This is a genomic window from Tardiphaga sp. vice304 (genome assembly GCF_007018905.1).
Taxonomy (GTDB): Bacteria; Pseudomonadota; Alphaproteobacteria; order Rhizobiales; family Xanthobacteraceae; genus Tardiphaga.
Map to the genome: position 1 here is coordinate 635,596 of NZ_CP041402.1, position 17,493 is coordinate 653,088.

Sequence of the window (17,493 nt, forward strand, 5' to 3'; positions counted from 1 at the left end):
TGACGGTTCAGATGTCAGACCTAAAATCATCACCGCGATTGAATGAGTTAGCAATTGCACGCGTTCTAAACGCAGCCGGCGTTAAAAAAAGTCGCCCACATATTGACAAGTCGGCTCTAGCCGGCTGCATCGATGTGTGCGCTGACCTGTTCAATAATGCTAAACTTTTTCGAGTCCAAACGATCGAGAAAAAAGAAAGATCTCAGCTACAGAAAGTACATACGATAGCACTCAAGTTGAAAACCGTATTATCGAAAACACCGGCCGCCAAATTTGCGGAAAACAGCGACAAGTTTGAGACTGCCCTGTCAGATTTTGTCGTCAACACCGAGAGATTAGTAAAACTTACGTGGTTGTCGACGCCGCGTACAGGCTTGGAACATGATTATGTCGAGGGCCGGGCATACGAAGCTCATTTTAAGTCAAAGAGTCCCCTGCAATGGATGGTCGGCGTTTATTTGGCTGAAGTATATGTATTATTTATCGGAGAAGATCTGACTGGGACCTACCTAGATTTCGCCTGTCAGGTTTTGAAAGAACTAAAGATTAAAAACGGAAACTCAAACTTTTCACGGCAGGCAGTAGCCCGCGCTGCGCGAGGATATAATCGAACACGGAAGTCTGCGCCCGCAATCAAGCAGGACGAGTGGACCATTTACAGAGAGAACAAGTTTTACTGGGTTTGTGGGGTGAGAGACACGCTCGATCTCTGGACAGAATTACGACGTCGCGAGGCGAGATTAATCGCAGCGGAGCAAGCGGCAAATATCAGCGGGCGAAAATAGGTCAAAACTTTTCATTTCAGCCCGCGACATACAGGGCACGTCCACAATGTACTCAAAACGTGGACGAAGGTCATGGAACAAACAGAAGTCGAAATTCTCGCAGTTTCCCCCAAAATCGCGAAGCGGATGCTTAGTTGCGGCACCACGCGACTTTACGATCTGCTTAACAGCGGAGAATTACAGTCCTATCGTGACGGCAAGTCGCGAAAAGTTCTCATCGCATCGCTTCAGAGTTACGTCAGGCGCCGTCTTGACGCGGAAAAAAGCCTGACAAAGTCCTCCTGGACTGCTCGCGCGACCAATGCTCGTGCGAAGAAGAATACCCATTCCTAAAAAAAGCCCGGCGGCACGACTCCTTGGCGGGATCTGCGTGCGCACCGGGACTTATTTTCATTGGAGGTAACCAACATGAAAACTGTATCACCTCGCGCACGAACGCGCAATTACCCCGGTCAATTGGACCTCTTCGTATGGTCCGAAACGCCACCACGCGCCGTAAGCCCCATCGTCAACCGCATTGCGCGTCGTTTCGGTATTAGCATTGAACATGCTGGCACTGTCACGCGGCTCGCCGGCTTTGGAGCTTCGCATGACTGAGAACCTCAACAGTGCGGCGCTCGACGCTGGCCGTTACGTCACAGTCGAGGACCCAGTAGCGGAAGGCGAACCCACGCTTCACGCCAGCGACGACCTTGACTTGGAAAAGCAATTCGGAGCGTTGGCCACTCAGATGGTGCGAGATGCGCGCTCTGAGGTGGCTCGTGCACCGTCGTCAGGAAAGTTGGTCGCGTATAGAACCGTGACGAAACGTCTTGCTGGCGCGGCAGGCGAATGGATTACCAAGGGTGTCATTTCGGACATTCTCGTCGATTTAGCTGGTGCTCATAGAAACTTCGGTCTTTCTACGGACCATATTCAAAAGATTATCGCGGAAGAGTTTTCCGCCGCTGCGATTCAGAAAGATGAAGCCGCTGATTCGAGAGGATCGAGCATTCTTTATGCCACGCAAAATGAAGCCCGCTCCGAAGTGTCCTGGCCAAATCCGACACAGATAAGCTCTACTCTTGCACCTGTGGAGCAACTTCACCCTGAGCTTCTGCCCGACGCGATCCGGGGCTATATTTGGGACGTTGCCGATCGTCAGCAAAGTCCGCCGGATTTTGCGGCAGTTGCAGCAATATGTGCCATCGCGGCACTGGTCGGTAACCGAGTCCGCATCAGTCCGAAACAAGCTGACGACTGGGAGGTTGTGCCCACTTTGTGGGGAGCGATCATCGGTCGCCCCAGTGCTATGAAATCGCCCGCGCTTCATGCAGCACTTCGCCCCATCTACGCGATTCAGGACGAGCAGCGCAAACTATGGGAAGAAGCATCAAAGGAAGCTGTAGTAGACAATGAGCTTAACGGAATGCATCTCCGAGACGCCAAAAAGAAAGCCAAAAAAGCGTTAGAAAGCGGAGATAGCGCGGGCGCGCGTTCGTTCTTGGCCGAGCGAGAGCTGAATGATGGATCAGAGCTTTCTCCGTGTCCTCGGTTGGTCGTCAACGATGCTTCGGTTGAAAAGCTAGGGGAGATCCTTAACGAAAATCCGCGGGGCGTGTTGGTCGTTCGCGACGAGCTTTATGGCCTACTTTCGAGAATCGAGAGCGGGGAATTTGAGAACGAGCGAGCGTTTTATCTCGAAGCATTTAATGGAGATGGATGTTTTACGTATGACCGTATCGGCCGCGGTACGGTTCATATTCACGCCTGCACGCTTAGCATTGTGGGGGGGATTCAGCCGTCACGGCTGGCACCGATGGTTCGCGCCGCTATGTCTGGCATTAAGAATGATGGATTCATTCAACGAATGCAGCTCGCTGTCTGGCCGGATGACTTACCATCTTGGCGGTGGGTTGACCGGACGCCCGACAGCACATCGGCTGCTTTGTACGAGAAGGTTTTTAGGGATCTCCATGGATTAACGATTGGGGATACCGCTAATCCCCACATCATGCGGTTCAGTCCCACCGCCCAAGAGCTTTTTCGAGATTTGACAACTCAGCTCCAGACGGAAGCGCGTGCCGGCCGGCTTCCGCCGACTGTCGAAAGCCATATTCTGAAGATGCCGAAAACGATTGCGGCACTGGCGCTGCTATTCGAGCTGATTGACGGCGGCAGGTGGGAGGTCGGCGAAGAAGCCACCAGGCGCGCGATGGCATGGGCGTCGTACCTGCGCAGCCATGCGAACCGTTTGTACGCCTCAGGGGAAGCCATGGCTGAGGACGGCGCGCGCCTCATCATCGAGCGTCGGCAGCAGTTACCCCATCAATTCAGCCAGCGAGATATTTATCGCAAGGGGTGGGCGAATCTTCCCGATAAAGACGCGGTCGAGTCAGCCGTTCATGTGCTGCTTGCAACGCATCACTGTCGCGAAGTTGCGCCCGTGAAAGGCGATCAGGGGGGACGACCTGCCACCACCTACGCTTGGCACCCCAGCCTTAACGATGAAATGCGAGGCGATGTCGATGCGGAAAAATAACAAGATGTTGGCCAAACCCAAGGTGCCAAAACTGCCAAAACTAATCTTGCATGGGTTGTGTCAGTTTTGGCAGCCGCTCGGCCGCGCCTTTTCGCAAAATTCCTGCCAGGTGAACGCTAATGGAAGCCAGGGAGCCTTTGGGTGTGGGGTGGTGGCAGAATTTGAGGACAACCCCATGAACCAGAGCCATACAAATCGAAAGGATCAAAAATGCATGCTGATCAGAAACTTGCCGAAACCCAACTCGAAGCAACGATAGAAAGGCTGGGAGCTCAGATGAACAAACCGGAGTTGAAAGCATGGCTCACGACTCGCAAGGAAGCGGGATTGAACATCGACCCCCAAACCGCAGAGGTGCACTGGTGTTACGCACAGACGCTTGACCCCTATGGAGTGTGTCCGCAGATTCCCGATGAACTCTGGCAAGTTGGACGAGAATACTTCGCTCGCGCTCCTGAAAGCGACGTTTGGGTCGAATTTGGCGATCTCCCCGACACAACACGAACCGCGCTGTGGGGAAAGGGCGATGCAGTCGACAGTTTAGACGATATTCCTTTCTAAGCGCCGCAGCTAGGTACCCACCGGGGGCCCAATTTTTGAAGACAACCCCATGAACCAGGAACGCATCGTGTCACAGCTTGCTAATATCAGGGCAGCACCGCGCTGTGGCGCAAGGACGAGGGCCGGCGGTGCTTGCCAGTGCCCGGCTATTCGGAGCAGGCATCGGTGTCGGCTCCATGGCGGATGTAGTACAGGCGCGCCGAAGGGGCGCGCCAACGGCAACTTTGCGACGGGTGAGTTCACCGCGGAGGCCATCCAGGAGCGGCAGTGGCTCCGGGCGGTCGTTTGCACCTATGGAAAGCTGGTGAAGGCATGAGCACGACCATTGAGCCGACTCTAGTTCCGGCGCGGGTCAAGAACGCTCCCGTCCGGGTGAAGCTGGAACGCATCACCTGCGACGCCGCCAAGTCGTTGCCGCCTGACGGCCAGCATCAAGAATGGCTGGGCCGGCTCAAGGGGGCCTTGGGCACAGCCTCAACCGATTTCGTCGATTCGACCTTGTTTCAGCTCCAAGCCGCCGCCCGCTTGCCGAACAGCGGCCTGTCCGAGATCGCGGTCAACGCGGCGCTGGCCATGATCGAGAGCGAGCAGCCCAGGGGCGAAACCGAGTGCGCGATCGTGATCCAGATGGCCTGCATCCACTCAGCCACGATGGCTGTTTTTGGACGCCTTAATGCCTCCTGTGGCAACCGCAATGTCCTAGCGGCTGCAACAGCGGTGAGCCGGCTGTCACGCGCCTTCTCGACCCTGGTCGAGACGTTGCGCAGGTTGAGGAACGGTGGCTCGCAGGTCATTCGTATTGAACGAGTGGACGTTCGCCATGGTGGTCAAGCGATCATTGGTAACATAAAGCAGGGGCGAAATGACTTTTAGAGTGGGACAAAAAGTGGTTTGCATTAGGCATCTGGTTGGGCCCGGACGGCCCGGCGCCAGTTATCCGAAAGTTGGCCCGATATACACCGTTCGCTCGATAAATGACGAGCCCGAAGGCGCAATCATTCGTCTTGAGGAAATCGACAACGCACACCTTGAGCCCTGGAATGTATGTGAACCGGGCTTCACCGCCTCAGCATTTAGGCCGATCGTTGAGGACAAAAAGCACGTCTCATTCACGATGGGCGCTGATCCAGATTCCGAAAGTTGGGACAATCGCAAACACACGAAAGAGAAAGTCTAATTGGCGGCGGATAGTTGCACCAAGCAGCTCGCGGCCGGACGTGCCGCGCTGGATAGCCTCAACAAGGCGATTGCGGCCAGTGGCTTGACAGCCGTGAAGTTCTGACATTCCACCGAGCCGTCAACTCGGCTCCGTATTTGAACGCCAAAGTGATATGCCGGGCCAGGGGCGATCGTGTCCCAACGCGTGGTGTAGCTTCTTGATGGCCACCACGATTGCCGGCTACGGCCGGGTTGGTCAGGTTGCCATTGCGGGCAGCCCGACGATGGGATTATCGCTGATGGGCGCGATGGTTTCCAGCGTCATGTAGCGGGCGCGCTGAACCGCCCATTCATCGTTTTGTTCAAGCAGGATGGCACCGACGAGACGTCGGATGGCAGCCTCGTTGGGGAAGATGCCGACGACCTCGGTGCGGCGCTTGATCTCGCCATTGAGGCGCTCGATCGGATTGGTGGAGTGCAGCTTGGCGCGATGCGTCGCCGGAAAGCCCATGAAGGCCAGCACGTCGGGCTCGGCCTCGTGCATCAGCCTGGCCAGCTTCGGGATGGTCGGCTGCAACTGGTCGGCGACCTTGCGCCATTGCACCCTTGCGGCTTCGGCGTCGTCCTGGGCGAAGGCGGTGGCAATGAAGGCGGAGACCACGCGCCGCCCGCTCTTGCCGGCATGAGCCAGCGCATTGCGCATGAAGTGAACGCGACAACGCTGCCAACTGGCGGTCGGCACCTTCGACACCGTGGCCTTGATGCCCTCATGGGCGTCGGAGATCACCAGCTTGACGCCGCGCAATCCACGGCGGGCGCCGGATGTCCTTCAGCACTTGTTCTGCGGGCGCTTTGCCCGGTACGGATTTCTGTTTCATCTTCGCTACTTGCGGCTACGATGAACCAGAAATCCTCCCTTCGTGAAGTCCCTCAATTTGTCTCAAGGGTGCTGACGGGGAACACCGACCAAGCTAGACGAGCTGCTCAGCTATTGCCCTCTACCGCGAGAGAACGCAGCCCCTTACTCAATAATCTTTGAAGTGATCGAAATCGGTTGATGATCGCTTTCATCTCGTCATCGTCAACGCTCGCAAATACAAAGCTGTTAAGCGCCTCGCGATGAGGGTGAAGCGATTCTAAAGCTGACCTCGCGCGGTCTGATAAGGACAGAAGTACCACACGAGCATCAAGTTTAGACGGGATCTTCTCCACTAGGCCCGACTTCACGAGCCCCTTCGTCTCGGCAGTGATAAATGATGGATGAACTTTAAGCCTTGCGGCAACGTCTTTAACAGCAGCCCCTTTTTTCCATCCCAGTTCTCTCACTGCTTGGAGGATAAGAAATTGGGGAGCCGTAAGTCCTAAGGCTTTTGCCCAATGATTCTGTATTTCTAGGAAAAGCCGAGACAGGCCGTCAATTTCCCAAAATAGTTCCATCGGAAGATCGGTGATGGGCGACACCTGCGGCGCTTCCGTTAGTTCGTCCGCCATGACGTTCATCCGTTTCTTCTAACAATTTGAATAGCTTAGAGCGGTGTTGCACTGCAACTACTGGTGTTGCCAGAAAAACACAATGCCACAATTACGATCATCTGAGGCAGCAAAGTGTTTTGATAATGTAATTTGGTCGTGCATTGTTCCTGACGACGAAGGGGGCAACCCGCGGTCGTCCCGTTGAAGGTTTCGCTTAATTGCCTCGCGTTATGCGGGCTGTCCGAAAGCGCGAAGCACTTGGCGGTTAGTTTGGGGTCTAGGGGAACTAATCTTCGGGTGGTCGTCACCAGCGGATCCGGAACCTTCCCTTTAAGAACAACTTGGAGGTTAACATGACGATGATTAAGAGCCTTATCCTCGGTTCAGCGGCGGGTCTGATCGCCATGAGCGGAGCACAGGCGGCCGATCTTCCGGTGAAGGTCAAGGCTGTCGAATACGTGAAGATCTGCTCGCTCTACGGCGCAGGCTTCTACTACATCCCCGGCACCGACACCTGCTTGAAGATCGGCGGCTTCATCCGCGTCGATACCAGCTTCAACTCGTCGGGCGTTTACGGCACCCCGTTCTTCCAGGGCACTGGCGCGACCAACCTGCGCAACAAGGACTACTTCACCGGCCGCGTTCGTGCCAACTTGAACATGGATACGCGCACCGCCACCGAATACGGCGTCGTTCGCACCTTCGTGAACACCCAGTTCCAGTGGTCGGATGGCACCGACGGCATTGCCGGCGGCAACAACGAAGTCGACTACGCCTTCATCCAGTTCGCCGGTTTCACCATCGGTAAGGCCGTGTCGCAGTTCGACCCCCAGTGGGTGCTGGCGCATCCGTCGATCTCGTCGGGCTTCACCGGCGGTTCCGACAACAAGACCGGTATCCCGCAGCTCGCCTACACCGCTTCGTTCGGTAACGGCTTCTCGGCAAGCATCTCGGCTGAAACCCCGCGTCCCTACCGCGTCGCCGGCATCTATGACGGCAACGATGCGTTTACCGCAACGACTGTGGGTGGCGGCGTACCCGGCATCACCGGTTACCTTAATTCCAGCGCTGGCCAGCAGATTCCTGACTTCGTCGGCAACCTGCGTCTAGACCAGGCTTGGGGTTCTTTGCACTTCGCGGGCGCTGTTCATCACGTCTCGGTTGGTTATAACGGTGGATTGAACGGTGTGACCGGCGAAAACACCGGTCATCCCGATGACAAGTTCGGCTACGCTCTGACCGCCGGCTTTGAAATCAAGAACCTGCCGACCGGCGTTGGCGACTCGTTGAAGGCGGATGTCACCTATGCGAACGGCGCCAGCCGTTACGTGTTCGGCGGTACCTCGAACGTCGCCGGTTCCGGCTACACCATCTTCAACGGCAACGGTGCGGCCTTCGGCCAGTACATGGACGCCGTGTTCGCCAGCCCGGGCGGTGCCTTTCCGGCTGCCGATCTGCAGCTGTCGACCGATTGGGGCGCTCGCATTTTCTACGAGCACTACTGGAACCCGGCTTGGCGCACCTCGCTGTACGGCGTTTACGCCCGTCACGAGAACACCGGAACGGGTAACGCCATCCTGGTCAACCGTTACAACGCGGCTTTCGGCGGTGGTATCACCGGCGACGCAAACTTCTCGATCTATCAGGTCGGTTCGCGCACCGCCTGGACCCCCGTCAAGAACCTGACGTTCTCGGCTGAAGTCCAGTACGCCTGGATGGATACCGGTCTGTCCGGCACGATCACCCCGACCGGCTTCACCAACCGCACGAACCCTGTGGTTCTCGGCAGCCAGGGCACCCTGGTCGGTCAGGTTCAGGCTCTGCGCTCCTTCTAAGCATTGCCATGAAGCTACAGAGTTAAATAAACCCCCGGCAGGCAACTGCCGGGGGTTTTTAATTCTTAAAAGCTTACAAAATAAGTTATTGAAAAAAGCTTATTTTCTGACATACTGTAAATGTTCCGATCGGAAATGCTTGAACGAATCTTTAATGTTGCCTCCGAAAGCCCACAGGAATGCCCTCCTGTGGGCTTTTTCGTTGTTTCATTATTCTTAGTCAGACTTCGTGCTAAGTATAGCCGTGGCTGCTCTTCCGGCCGCACCTTACTTCGAGCAATGGCTTGCTATGGTGCTCAGCGAGCACCGCGCGATCGTATACATCCCGGTAGTCTTCGATTTGCGGGGTGGCGAGCGAACTTTTTATGTCGCCTGTCCCTCCCCCCCCCCCCCCCCCCCCCCCCCCGCGCACTTCCGTGACGCCCAAAAGGCGCTGAGATCCAAATTCTAATAGCAGCCGGAATACCGGCGGCCTTAGCGACGGCTTTCCACACGCGATTAGATGTGTCTGAACGTTATGGCAGGCCGGTCTTCGGATTGACTACAAGGAACCTACGCTGCTGTCGTTTGGGATATAATACGATTCTTCTATCATCATTGGACAGAATTGGGAATCGACGGTTATGTCGAGCGCGTTGTCCTCGGTCTTCGAGGGCCTAATGCGCAGGATCAAAATTCTGATCAACATTCGCCCTGTTCGCCCCGACCCACTCGGTGCCGGCATCATAGATTGCAGCACTTCCGAACCAACAGAGATACGCGGCGCCGGTTCTCGCCCTACGCCAGGCAATGTTTGTGCTACCGTAGAGACAAGCTCGGACGCGACCGCACACCCACCAATCAACGCGATGAACCGGACAGCCGGAACGGGTTCCTTATCCTCGCAAGCGCGCAACGCCAGATGCAGGGGCACGTGACTACAGCGCAGCAGGGCGATGGCGTAAAGGCGATCGTGTCCCAACGCGTGGTGTAGCTTCTTGATGGCCACCACGATTGCCGGCTACGGCCGGGCTGGTCAGGTTGCCACTGCAGGCAGCCCGACGATCGGATTATCGCTGATCGGGGCGATGGTTTCCAGCGTCATGTAGCGGGCACGCTGGACGGCCCATTCATCGTTTTGTTCGAGCAGGATGGCGCCTATGAGCCGCCGGATGGCCGCCTCATTGGGGAAGATGCCGACGACTTCGGTGCGACGCTTGATCTCGCCGTTGACGCGCTCGATTTGACAAAGTCTCACCAGAAATCGCGGACAACGTATTGCGCTCTCATCGGTATTCTGATTGCCCGCCGCGGATTGCGCGGCGTCAAGCTGGTGATCTCCGACGCCCATGAGGGCATCAAGGCAGCGGTGTCGAAGGTGCTGACCGCCAGTTGGCAACGCTGCCGCGTTCACTTCATGCGCAATGCGCTGGCTCATGCCGGCAAGAGTGGGTGGCGCGTGGTCTCCGCCTTCATCGCCACCGCCTTTGCCCAGGATGACGCCGAAGCCGCAAGGGTGCAATGGCGCAAGGTCGCCGATCAATTGCAACCGACGATCCCGAAGCTGGCGAGGCTGATGCACGAGGCCGAGCCCGACGTGCTGGCGTTCATGAGCTTTCCGGCGACACATCGTGCCAAGCTGCACTCCACCAATCCGATCGAGCGTCAATGGCGAGATCAAGCGCCGCACCGAGGTCGCGGCATCTTCCCCAGTGAGGCCGCCGTCCGGCGGCTCATAGGCGCCATCTTGCTCGAACAAAACGACGAATGGGCCATCCAGCGCGCCCGCTACATGACACGGAGGGAGCAATTTTCTACCAAGACGTAGGTAGGAAAGTGGGTAGGATTTTTAAAGTCCGAAAAGGCGAATGAAATCAGCTCGTCCAAGCGGACCCCCTCTCCGCCAAACATGTTCCAAGCCTCTGATATCCAGAGCTTTTTAGCGAATTCAATGACTTAGGGCTGCCCGTTTGATACACACGGGTGATACACATGCCCTTAGCAAGGTCACGTCCTTGGAAGCACCCGAAGACCGGAATCTATTGGCTGCGTAAGCGCGTGCCGGATGGGTTGCTGAAGCTTGTCGGAAAGCGCGAAGAACTGCGCACGCTCGGCACGAGAGACCCGGCCGAAGCGAAGGTAAGGCATGCCGCTGCGCTCGCCGAAATCGAAGCCAGGTGGGCGACCCTTCGTGCTTGGCCGAAGCAGCTCTCGGAGAGAGAAGCATTGGATTTAGCTGCTCCCGTGGGCGAGTGGCTGATCTCCCAATATCGCAACAACCCGAGCGAGCAAACACTCTGGCGGACGGAATACGGCGCCGCACCATTTCTGAACAAGCCCGCGGTATTCTCGGGGGACTATAGCGATCTCAAAGCCGCTTTCGCCATTCGAGATGGCGATTTTGACATCATACAAATGACGCAGTGGTGCAAAAACGCTGCGGTCGAGCTCTCGAGCGCTCGCGGATTACAACTCGACGAGACCGCGCTCCAATTGGTTGCCCGATGCATTGCTCGGATCATGCAAGCAGCAGCACTGAAGTTAAAACGCCTCGCAGAGGGTGAGCGAGAGGACGTAGTGCTTCAATTCTCAGGACATTCCTTATCCCTCGGGCCGTCCAAAAAAGCCTCGCTCGAAGCTGTCTCCGTCACCAAGCTTATCATTGGGTGGTCTGCGGAACGTCGCCCGGCAGATAAAACGATCTACGATTGGACACGGGTCGCCACCATGGCCTTGTCGCGGCTGTCGGCTTGCCCCATTACGCCGGGGCAGGACCACTGCCAGAACCCCCCGCCTCGGTGCGCCGGTCTGCCTGCTAATCCCACCGACATCCAGCTCATAGCCGTCGGGCATGGTCAGGATTACCCGATAGTCGTCCGGGTAGGTGTGCTCAAAATCTGCAATTGGCAGATCTTGTTGCAGACTTCTGGAGCTAGATTTATCGAAGTGTCTTCATTCATCGAACTGATGAGTACGACTGGAGTACCGAAATAAAGGATTAGGACCTCTCCAAGCAGGTGGCGATAATCATCGTTCAGATTATATCCATTCATCTGAGCCCGCCGCTTAATAGAATGAACTGTTAGCTTTACAACGGTTCGATGGCGACCCGATTTCTACTTGCGGGTCCAGTTCTACCAACCGCCGCTTTTGGCACATGCCGTCGTTGCGCTGCTATGCAGCAATATGTCGGCTCTCGGGGTATCGGACTCTGGCGCGGCGTAAGCCCATCAAATTTATGGGCTCACGACCTAGCCAGCCGAGACCCTTCCTAGGCGCTTTCGCGAGCGTCGAGGTTGAGTTAACGTGGGCGCAAAACGAACCAGACATGGCGCCGTCAACCTAAGACGAGCTGGAACACAACGTTTAAGCTGCAAACAAAGTACAGCGCGGGCCGGACGAAACATAGCGAGATAACGGTCGAGCCGGTTAGCCTCTTGCAAGGATTGCTTTATGGATCGCCGTCGATTTCTTCAATGTGCTGCCAGTGGCATGGCGGTTCTTGCAACCCCTCGCGTGGCTCACGCGCAGCAATATCCCACCAAGCTTATCCGCTATTTTGTCGGCTTTCCGCCGGGTGGCTCGGCCGATCTAACAATGCGGCAATACGCCTATCATCTCAATGCGGCGCTCGGCGCAAAACATGTCATTGAAAACGTGCCGGGCGCATCGTCCACGCTGGCCGCCTTGCCGGTCGTGCGCGGCGAGCCCGACGGGCACACGCTCTATCTCGGCTCGAACACATCGCAGACCATTGCGCCGGCGATGCTAAAGCTCTCGTATGATCCACTGACCGCGTTGCTCCCGATTTCGCAAATGACGTCGAACGCCAGTGTCGTCGCGATCTCGAAAGATTTCGGCGTGAAGACCTGGGCCGAGTTCGTCACTAAGGCGAACGTGGGAAACGAGAGCGTCTTCTGCGGCACCTCGAATGTCGGTTTTCAGATTCCGATGTTTCAGATCTCGAAACTGTCGGGCGTGAAGCTGGAAAACGTGCCCTTTAAAGGCGGTGCAGAGACTGTGGCGGCCGTGCTGGGCGGGAGCATTCCGATGGTTCTCGGTACGCCGCCTTCAATCTTGCCGCATGTGGAATCCGGCGCCTTAGTGGCGCTGTGTGTCACCACCCCGCAACGCTCGTCGGTGATGCCAACCATTCCCGGCGCGGAGGAAGTCGGCCTGACCGGACTGCATTCGACCAACTGGTTCGGCTTGTACGCGCCCGCTAAGACGCCGCCGCCGATCATCAAAAAATTGCACGCGGCCATTCAATCGGTCATGAAGCAGGACGCCTTGCAAAAAGCGCTCGCCCAGGAGGGAATGTCACTAGCCGGCTCGGACAATCCGGCGACCTTCGCGGCGTTTCAGAAAACAGATTTCGAGGAAACCAGCGCGCTCATCCGCGAGGCGGGCCTGAAGCCGAACTGATCGTCGTTAGGCTTCACCCGCCCGTTTTACGTCGATGGGTGCAGCCTTCGGCTTCGTCATCAAAGCACCCTCAGCCGTTCAGCCATGTCGTCGTCGTCCAATTAGAACGTCCACTGTCGCCGGGAGATGCACGCGCCACGTACATTGCGGCTGCCACAGCACTGTCGATGCGATCGAGGTTCTTACCCTTGTGGAAGGACTTGTTACCGGCCTTGTCGGTCTCGACCTTAATGTTGCTGAAATTCCAGCGCAGCACTTCATGACCGCCGTAGGTCAATCGCGGGCCGACGATTGCGCGTTCTAGCTCTTTGATCGCCGGGGCCGTGGATTCAGATTGCATCGATTCTTGTAACCGCCAGGTATGGTTGAAGCTTAGTTAAGCGTCATCCGCCCGTCAGCTCTAAGGTGAGCGATGGGCACCAGGCCACGCGAGCATTGTACGGCAGCACGATTAGGGCATCGGCGGAACGCGCCAATATCGCCTGGGGCCATGCCGACGTGCCGGCGTGTGAAGCCTGGAACTACCGCATGTTGGGCTACAACGGGCGCTGGCCCCGGCTGGTGAGGATCACAGGCCACTACAGTAGATAGTCACCTGTAAGTCGACTTAAGCTACCCTCCGACCCGAGACTTTCTATTTAGCGAGGCGCTCCGGGCTCACGTTCAGTGATACCACAAGTCCTTCTTTTACCCAGTCATAGGTGATGGTGCCGCGCAGGTGCCCAGTTGTCCGTCGTCAGGCAATTTGAGACTGATCAGATGTTCCGAGAAGAGAGGCTCTGGCACATCAGGGTTATAGTTTAAGCGGCCTGCAGTCGGTGCTGCTGGCGTTCGGTTCGCGATGGTGGCAAGTTTAACGCGTCTGCGTTCTGCTAAAGTAAACGTCGGCAGGTGTGACGTTTTCGGTCCTCTCATGTTAGTGGACGTCACTGGCCGAGTCTAGGATCGCGATTGAAAGTTGGTGCCGGCATTAAAAGACCGTCCGCCCTCACGGCTCGCTGCGTGATATGACACCAGCCCCCGCCATTCTCGTGCCCGCAATGACCGCGCGGTCGGCTTCGCAAGCCCGACCAGCTACGCCGACCGCGCTGGCACCGAAGCTCATGCGCTAACAGCCCAACCGTATCAGTCAGTGGGAACCGATCATTACTAGCTTGCGCAACGTTTTGATTTCCATCACGATTATCTGCCGCGATCTGACGACCTTAAGGAGAAGAAGAATGAAATTCGTCCAACCACTTGCCGCGTTCTTTTTGACGGCGACGCTAAGTTTTACTTCAGCTAACGCGCAGCAACAGGTGATAGGCGCGCCGCCGGAGTCTTCCAACATGAAGCTCGTGGGCATAAACGACCTGCAGGCGCGCAGTGCTTATCAGCCGACCATACACCATCAGGGTGATCGCTGGATCGCTTACATCGGACATCATGGCGGCAGCGATGAAATCCCCGCACCGGTCAATCCGATGACCGGCAAGACGGAGCCTAATGGAACATCCATTGTTGATGTCACCGATCCCACTCGGCCAAAATATCTGCGGCACATTCCGGGACAGGAAGGCAAATATGAGGCCGGCGGCGCGCAGATGGTCCGGGTCTGCGACGGCACCGCGCTGCCGAAGGGCGACAAGAATGCTGTCTACATGCTTCGCACTTTCGGTGGCGAAGCGCACGAAATCTGGAACGTTGCCGATCCCATCAACCCGGTGCTGATCACGCGCATCGCTGGCCTGAAAGACACACACAAGAATTGGTGGGAATGCGACACCGGCATCGCCTTCCTGATCTCGGGCGCGCCCGACTGGCGGACCCGGCGCATGACGCAGGTCTACGATCTCAGCGATCCCGCACATCCCGTCAAGATCCGCGATTTCGGCCTGCCAGGGCAGGAGCCCGGCGCGACCGGCACAGTGCCGACCGAAGCGCACGGCACCATCTCGGCTGGGCCGCAGGGCAACCGAGTCTATTTCGGCTATGGCACCAACAAGGGTGGCTTTATGCAGATCATTGATCGTGAAAAGCTGATCAACGGGCCGAAGGAACCGACGCCGGACAATCTGCGCTACCCGGAAATTTCGCGGATGGCATTGTCGGCGTTCAACGGCGCGCATACTACGTTCCCGATGCTGCAGATGCCGATCGCGGAATTTGCTAAGGACAAGGACGGCAAGAACCGCGACATCGTGATGATCGTCGACGAAGCGATCCTCAACGAATGTGCCGAGCCGCGGCAGATGGTGTGGTTTGCCGACGTAACGGTGGAGAATCGGCCGATGGTGATCTCGAGCTATACGGTGCCGCAAGCCAGCGGCTCCTTTTGCGAGCGGGGCGGCAGGTTTGGAGCTCACTCTTCCAACGAAAACATGGCGCCGATTTACTACAAAAAGATGGCCTTTATATCATTCTTCAACGCCGGCGTGCGCGCGCTCGACATCCGAGATCCTTACCATCCTAAGGAGGTCGGCTATTTCATCCCGTCGATCACCGCGGCGACTGACAAGCGCTGTGTCACCGTGGAAGGCAAGGAGCGCTGTCGCGTTGCCATCCAAACCAACAATCTGGAGACCGACGAGCGCGGCTATATTTACGCTGTCGATCGCGCCAATACCGGTTTGCACATCCTCGAGCTGACCGGAGCTGCGCGGGAAGCGGCGGGGCTGAAGTAGGCACGACGGATGGCACAACGAATGGCGATGATCGCGGCTGTGGTGCTTGGGCTGGCGACGCCCGCCGCCATCTCGGCCTATGTCGCCGCGCCGGCGCGCGGGGAGGGCTGGCAGGATATCGCCTGGCCGTTTCCGCGCGACGGCTGGCCGCCCGGCCGCGCCTATCGCTGCGCAGCCGCTTCCTGCGGCGCCGAGATGGAGCTTTACATTCGTCCCAAGATCGGCTTCTGCAATTGCGATAGTGGTGTTGCAGACGATGATGAGGTCGACCGCGTTGCAGACCTTGATCTGATCAGTCCACGGTTTCGCCCGCTGCAACATGGCGATGTAGTGCGGATTGCTGACATGCCGGGCCGGGCGCGACACTACGATCTCGCCGACGGAACACGGCGACAAGCCGTCGGCATGGCCGTTTCCCGCAAATGCGATTTGATGGTCGCCGTCGTGCAGGGCCGAGCCGGCGCGGCGGAATTGCAGAGCCGTGCGCTGCATCACCTGGCGTCGCAGCCGGCCGATGTCTGGATGAAATGGGCAATGACGGGCGGATGAAGCTCGACACCGCAGCCGAACGCACATTCGCGTGTTGATTGAAACAGAATAGCGCTCTCATCGGCGGATGAAAGTGCAACATAGATCGAAGTGGGAATGGCGTTCCGGATCAGCAAGACGATGCTCGGCGTGCTTCGTGAAGTGTCGGACCTGCCGTGCTCAGGTCGGAGCGTACGGCTACGGGTCGTGACCCGCCGGTTTTGTTGCGACACTCCGCATTGCCGGAGAAGGATCTTCGCCGAACGCTTTGACAAGACCGTTCTTCTCCTTCGGTCACGCCGTACCAGCCGGCTGGACTTCGTCGTCCATCATCTCGGATTAGCTCTCGGCGGCAGGCCGGCAGCGAGCTTCGCCAAACGACTGATGCTACCAGTCAGCAATGATACCGTTCTCCGCGTGGTACGAGCTCGCGCTTGCTCTCGCACCGAACCGCTGAACGTTGTTGGTATCGACGACTGAGCCTTCCGACGTAACCACAGCTATGGAACAATCGTCTGCGACCTGGAGCGACGACGCATCGTGGCACTCTTGCCGGATCGAGAGATGGCAACAGTTGAGGCTTGGCTCGCTGGTCATCCCGACATTACCGTCCTATCTCGCGATCGTGGTGGCGCATACGGCGACGCAGCTTCAAAGGCATTACCCTGCGCCGCCCAGGTTGCCGATCGCTGGCATCTTATGGAGAACGCGAGCGCGGCTTTCTTGAGCGCCGTCCGTAAATCGATGCGTCCGATCCGTGCAGCGATCGGCGCGACGACGATCAATCCAGAACTATTGAGCTGCGCGGAACGACTGCAATACGAGGGTTACTTGCGACGCGAGGAGACCATTTCCACCATCTTGGCGCTCGCCAAGGACGGTGCGGCAATCAAGCAGATCGTTCGCAAAACAGGCCACAGTCGCAATCGTGTCCGCCAGGTCCTTCTGGGCGATAGAGGCGACGTATTCAGGACACGGCAAAGCTAGCTCGATGCACACCTACCATTGCTCGATGCCCAATGGGCTGAAGGCTGTCGGAACGGCGCCAAACTCTGGCGGCGGCTAAAATCAGATGGCTTCCGCGGTTCGCAGCGGGTGGTCAGCGAGTGGGCGACCCGGCGCCGTCGCGCCGAAAAAGCCAGCGATCAGCAACTGCAGAAGGTCCCCTCGGCCCGAACGATCGCACGGCTGATGACGTTGGCGCGTGATCACATGAGCAAAGCCGATACCGTCACCATAGCAGCTATCGAGGCCGGCGTGCCGACGCTGGTCGCCGCGCGAACACTCACCGATCGCTTTCACACCATGATCCGAAAAAGGACCGAGGCCGATCTCTTCCCCTGGATTGCTGCCGCAAGCGAAAGCCTGCTCGCCACCTTCGCCTCGGGGATCACCAAAGACGTCGCCGCGGTCCATGCTGCCTTGGTCCAGCCGTGGTCAAATGGCCAGACCGAAGGCCAGATCACCAAGCTCAAACTCGTTAAGCGACAGATGTACGGTAGAGCAAAGATCGATCTCCTTCAGGCAAGATTGATCGGCGCGACCTAAGCGGCGGTGAGTATCAT

At 57.4% G+C, this 17,493-nt stretch carries 13 protein-coding genes and 4 pseudogenes; 13 read left to right on the plus strand and 4 right to left on the minus strand.

Annotated features, from left to right (window positions below; translation table 11 throughout):
• The first annotated feature begins 11 nt into the window (after positions 1-11).
• From FNL56_RS02970 to FNL56_RS02990, 6 genes are all read left to right on the plus strand, one after another.
• Positions 12-785: a hypothetical protein gene (locus FNL56_RS02970; RefSeq protein ID WP_143578766.1), complete on the plus strand. Its 774-nt coding sequence runs from the start codon at positions 12-14 to the stop codon at positions 783-785.
• Positions 786-857: 72 nt separating this feature from the next.
• Positions 858-1,118: a helix-turn-helix domain-containing protein gene (locus tag FNL56_RS02975; protein ID WP_143578767.1), complete on the plus strand. Its 261-nt coding sequence runs from the start codon at positions 858-860 to the stop codon at positions 1,116-1,118.
• Positions 1,119-1,374: 256 nt separating this feature from the next.
• A complete protein-coding gene (locus tag FNL56_RS02980) occupies positions 1,375-3,306 on the plus strand; it encodes a YfjI family protein (RefSeq protein WP_246661501.1) in 1,932 nt (643 codons plus the stop codon).
• Positions 3,307-3,516: 210 nt separating this feature from the next.
• Entirely contained in the window at positions 3,517-3,867 is a 351-nt protein-coding gene (locus FNL56_RS02985; RefSeq protein ID WP_143578768.1) for a hypothetical protein, read from the plus strand.
• A 49-nt stretch (positions 3,868-3,916) separates the two neighbouring features.
• Positions 3,917-4,183 (plus strand): HGGxSTG domain-containing protein, encoded by a 267-nt coding sequence (locus FNL56_RS28700; protein ID WP_368039329.1) that lies wholly within the window; start codon positions 3,917-3,919, stop codon positions 4,181-4,183.
• Complete coding sequence (locus FNL56_RS02990; RefSeq protein WP_143581757.1) at positions 4,180-4,740, plus strand: hypothetical protein; 561 nt, start codon at positions 4,180-4,182, stop codon at positions 4,738-4,740. Before FNL56_RS28700 ends, FNL56_RS02990 begins: the two co-directional genes overlap by 4 nt.
• A gap of 541 nt (positions 4,741-5,281) precedes the next feature.
• On the opposite strand, the pseudogene FNL56_RS02995 reads toward FNL56_RS02990, so the two are convergent.
• Positions 5,282-5,842, minus strand: a pseudogene (locus FNL56_RS02995) (transposase); the annotation flags it as partial.
• Between the two features lie 167 nt (positions 5,843-6,009).
• Entirely contained in the window at positions 6,010-6,525 is a 516-nt protein-coding gene (locus FNL56_RS03000; protein WP_143578770.1) for a MarR family winged helix-turn-helix transcriptional regulator, read from the minus strand.
• 326 nt (positions 6,526-6,851) lie between these two features.
• Between FNL56_RS03000 and FNL56_RS03005 the strand changes: the two genes are divergently transcribed.
• Positions 6,852-8,333, plus strand: a complete 1,482-nt coding sequence (locus tag FNL56_RS03005) for a porin (RefSeq protein WP_143578771.1) — start codon at positions 6,852-6,854, stop codon at positions 8,331-8,333.
• A 1,015-nt stretch (positions 8,334-9,348) separates the two neighbouring features.
• Here the strand turns inward: FNL56_RS03005 and FNL56_RS03010 are convergent.
• Positions 9,349-9,555: pseudogene (locus tag FNL56_RS03010) on the minus strand (transposase); the annotation flags it as partial.
• A gap of 72 nt (positions 9,556-9,627) precedes the next feature.
• On the opposite strand from FNL56_RS03010, the gene FNL56_RS03015 reads away from it, so the two are divergent.
• The 3 genes from FNL56_RS03015 (at position 9,628) to FNL56_RS03025 (ending at position 12,737) form a co-directional block, all read left to right on the plus strand.
• The gene (locus FNL56_RS03015; protein ID WP_441351264.1) at positions 9,628-10,140 is read left to right on the plus strand and encodes a transposase; all 513 of its coding nucleotides are present in this window, start codon (positions 9,628-9,630) and stop codon (positions 10,138-10,140) included.
• A gap of 164 nt (positions 10,141-10,304) precedes the next feature.
• Positions 10,305-11,306 (plus strand): DUF6538 domain-containing protein, encoded by a 1,002-nt coding sequence (locus FNL56_RS27545; protein ID WP_168204631.1) that lies wholly within the window; start codon positions 10,305-10,307, stop codon positions 11,304-11,306.
• Between the two features lie 459 nt (positions 11,307-11,765).
• Positions 11,766-12,737 carry a Bug family tripartite tricarboxylate transporter substrate binding protein gene (locus FNL56_RS03025; protein WP_143577459.1) on the plus strand — a complete coding sequence of 324 codons (972 nt, stop codon included), beginning with the start codon at positions 11,766-11,768 and terminating at the stop codon, positions 12,735-12,737.
• A 70-nt stretch (positions 12,738-12,807) separates the two neighbouring features.
• On the opposite strand, the pseudogene FNL56_RS03030 reads toward FNL56_RS03025, so the two are convergent.
• Positions 12,808-13,083 (minus strand): annotated as a pseudogene (locus FNL56_RS03030) (terminase TerL endonuclease subunit); the annotation flags it as partial.
• Positions 13,084-13,957: 874 nt separating this feature from the next.
• Between FNL56_RS03030 and FNL56_RS03035 the strand changes: the two are divergent.
• The 3 genes and pseudogenes from FNL56_RS03035 to FNL56_RS03045 all read left to right on the plus strand — a co-directional run.
• Positions 13,958-15,400, plus strand: coding sequence for an LVIVD repeat-containing protein (locus tag FNL56_RS03035; protein WP_143577460.1), 1,443 nt, complete (start codon positions 13,958-13,960; stop codon positions 15,398-15,400).
• Positions 15,401-15,409: 9 nt separating this feature from the next.
• Positions 15,410-15,949, plus strand: a complete 540-nt coding sequence (locus FNL56_RS03040; protein ID WP_143581758.1) for a hypothetical protein — start codon at positions 15,410-15,412, stop codon at positions 15,947-15,949.
• Between the two features lie 132 nt (positions 15,950-16,081).
• Positions 16,082-17,476 (plus strand): annotated as a pseudogene (locus FNL56_RS03045) (ISL3 family transposase); the annotation flags it as partial.
• Positions 17,477-17,493: the final 17 nt, after the last annotated feature.

Coding starts and splice junctions, on each gene's coding strand:
- FNL56_RS03025 (WP_143577459.1), top strand. CDS start 11,766: ATGGATCGCCGTCGATTTCTTCAATGTGCTGCCAGTGGCATGGCGGTT.
- FNL56_RS02980 (WP_246661501.1), top strand. CDS start 1,375: ATGACTGAGAACCTCAACAGTGCGGCGCTCGACGCTGGCCGTTACGTC.
- FNL56_RS03005 (WP_143578771.1), top strand. CDS start 6,852: ATGACGATGATTAAGAGCCTTATCCTCGGTTCAGCGGCGGGTCTGATC.
- FNL56_RS03040 (WP_143581758.1), top strand. CDS start 15,410: ATGGCACAACGAATGGCGATGATCGCGGCTGTGGTGCTTGGGCTGGCG.
- FNL56_RS02985 (WP_143578768.1), top strand. CDS start 3,517: ATGCATGCTGATCAGAAACTTGCCGAAACCCAACTCGAAGCAACGATA.
- FNL56_RS02970 (WP_143578766.1), top strand. CDS start 12: ATGTCAGACCTAAAATCATCACCGCGATTGAATGAGTTAGCAATTGCA.
- FNL56_RS02975 (WP_143578767.1), top strand. CDS start 858: ATGGAACAAACAGAAGTCGAAATTCTCGCAGTTTCCCCCAAAATCGCG.
- FNL56_RS03035 (WP_143577460.1), top strand. CDS start 13,958: ATGAAATTCGTCCAACCACTTGCCGCGTTCTTTTTGACGGCGACGCTA.
- FNL56_RS27545 (WP_168204631.1), top strand. CDS start 10,305: ATGCCCTTAGCAAGGTCACGTCCTTGGAAGCACCCGAAGACCGGAATC.
- FNL56_RS03000 (WP_143578770.1), bottom strand. CDS start 6,525: ATGAACGTCATGGCGGACGAACTAACGGAAGCGCCGCAGGTGTCGCCC.
- FNL56_RS28700 (WP_368039329.1), top strand. CDS start 3,917: ATGAACCAGGAACGCATCGTGTCACAGCTTGCTAATATCAGGGCAGCA.
- FNL56_RS02990 (WP_143581757.1), top strand. CDS start 4,180: ATGAGCACGACCATTGAGCCGACTCTAGTTCCGGCGCGGGTCAAGAAC.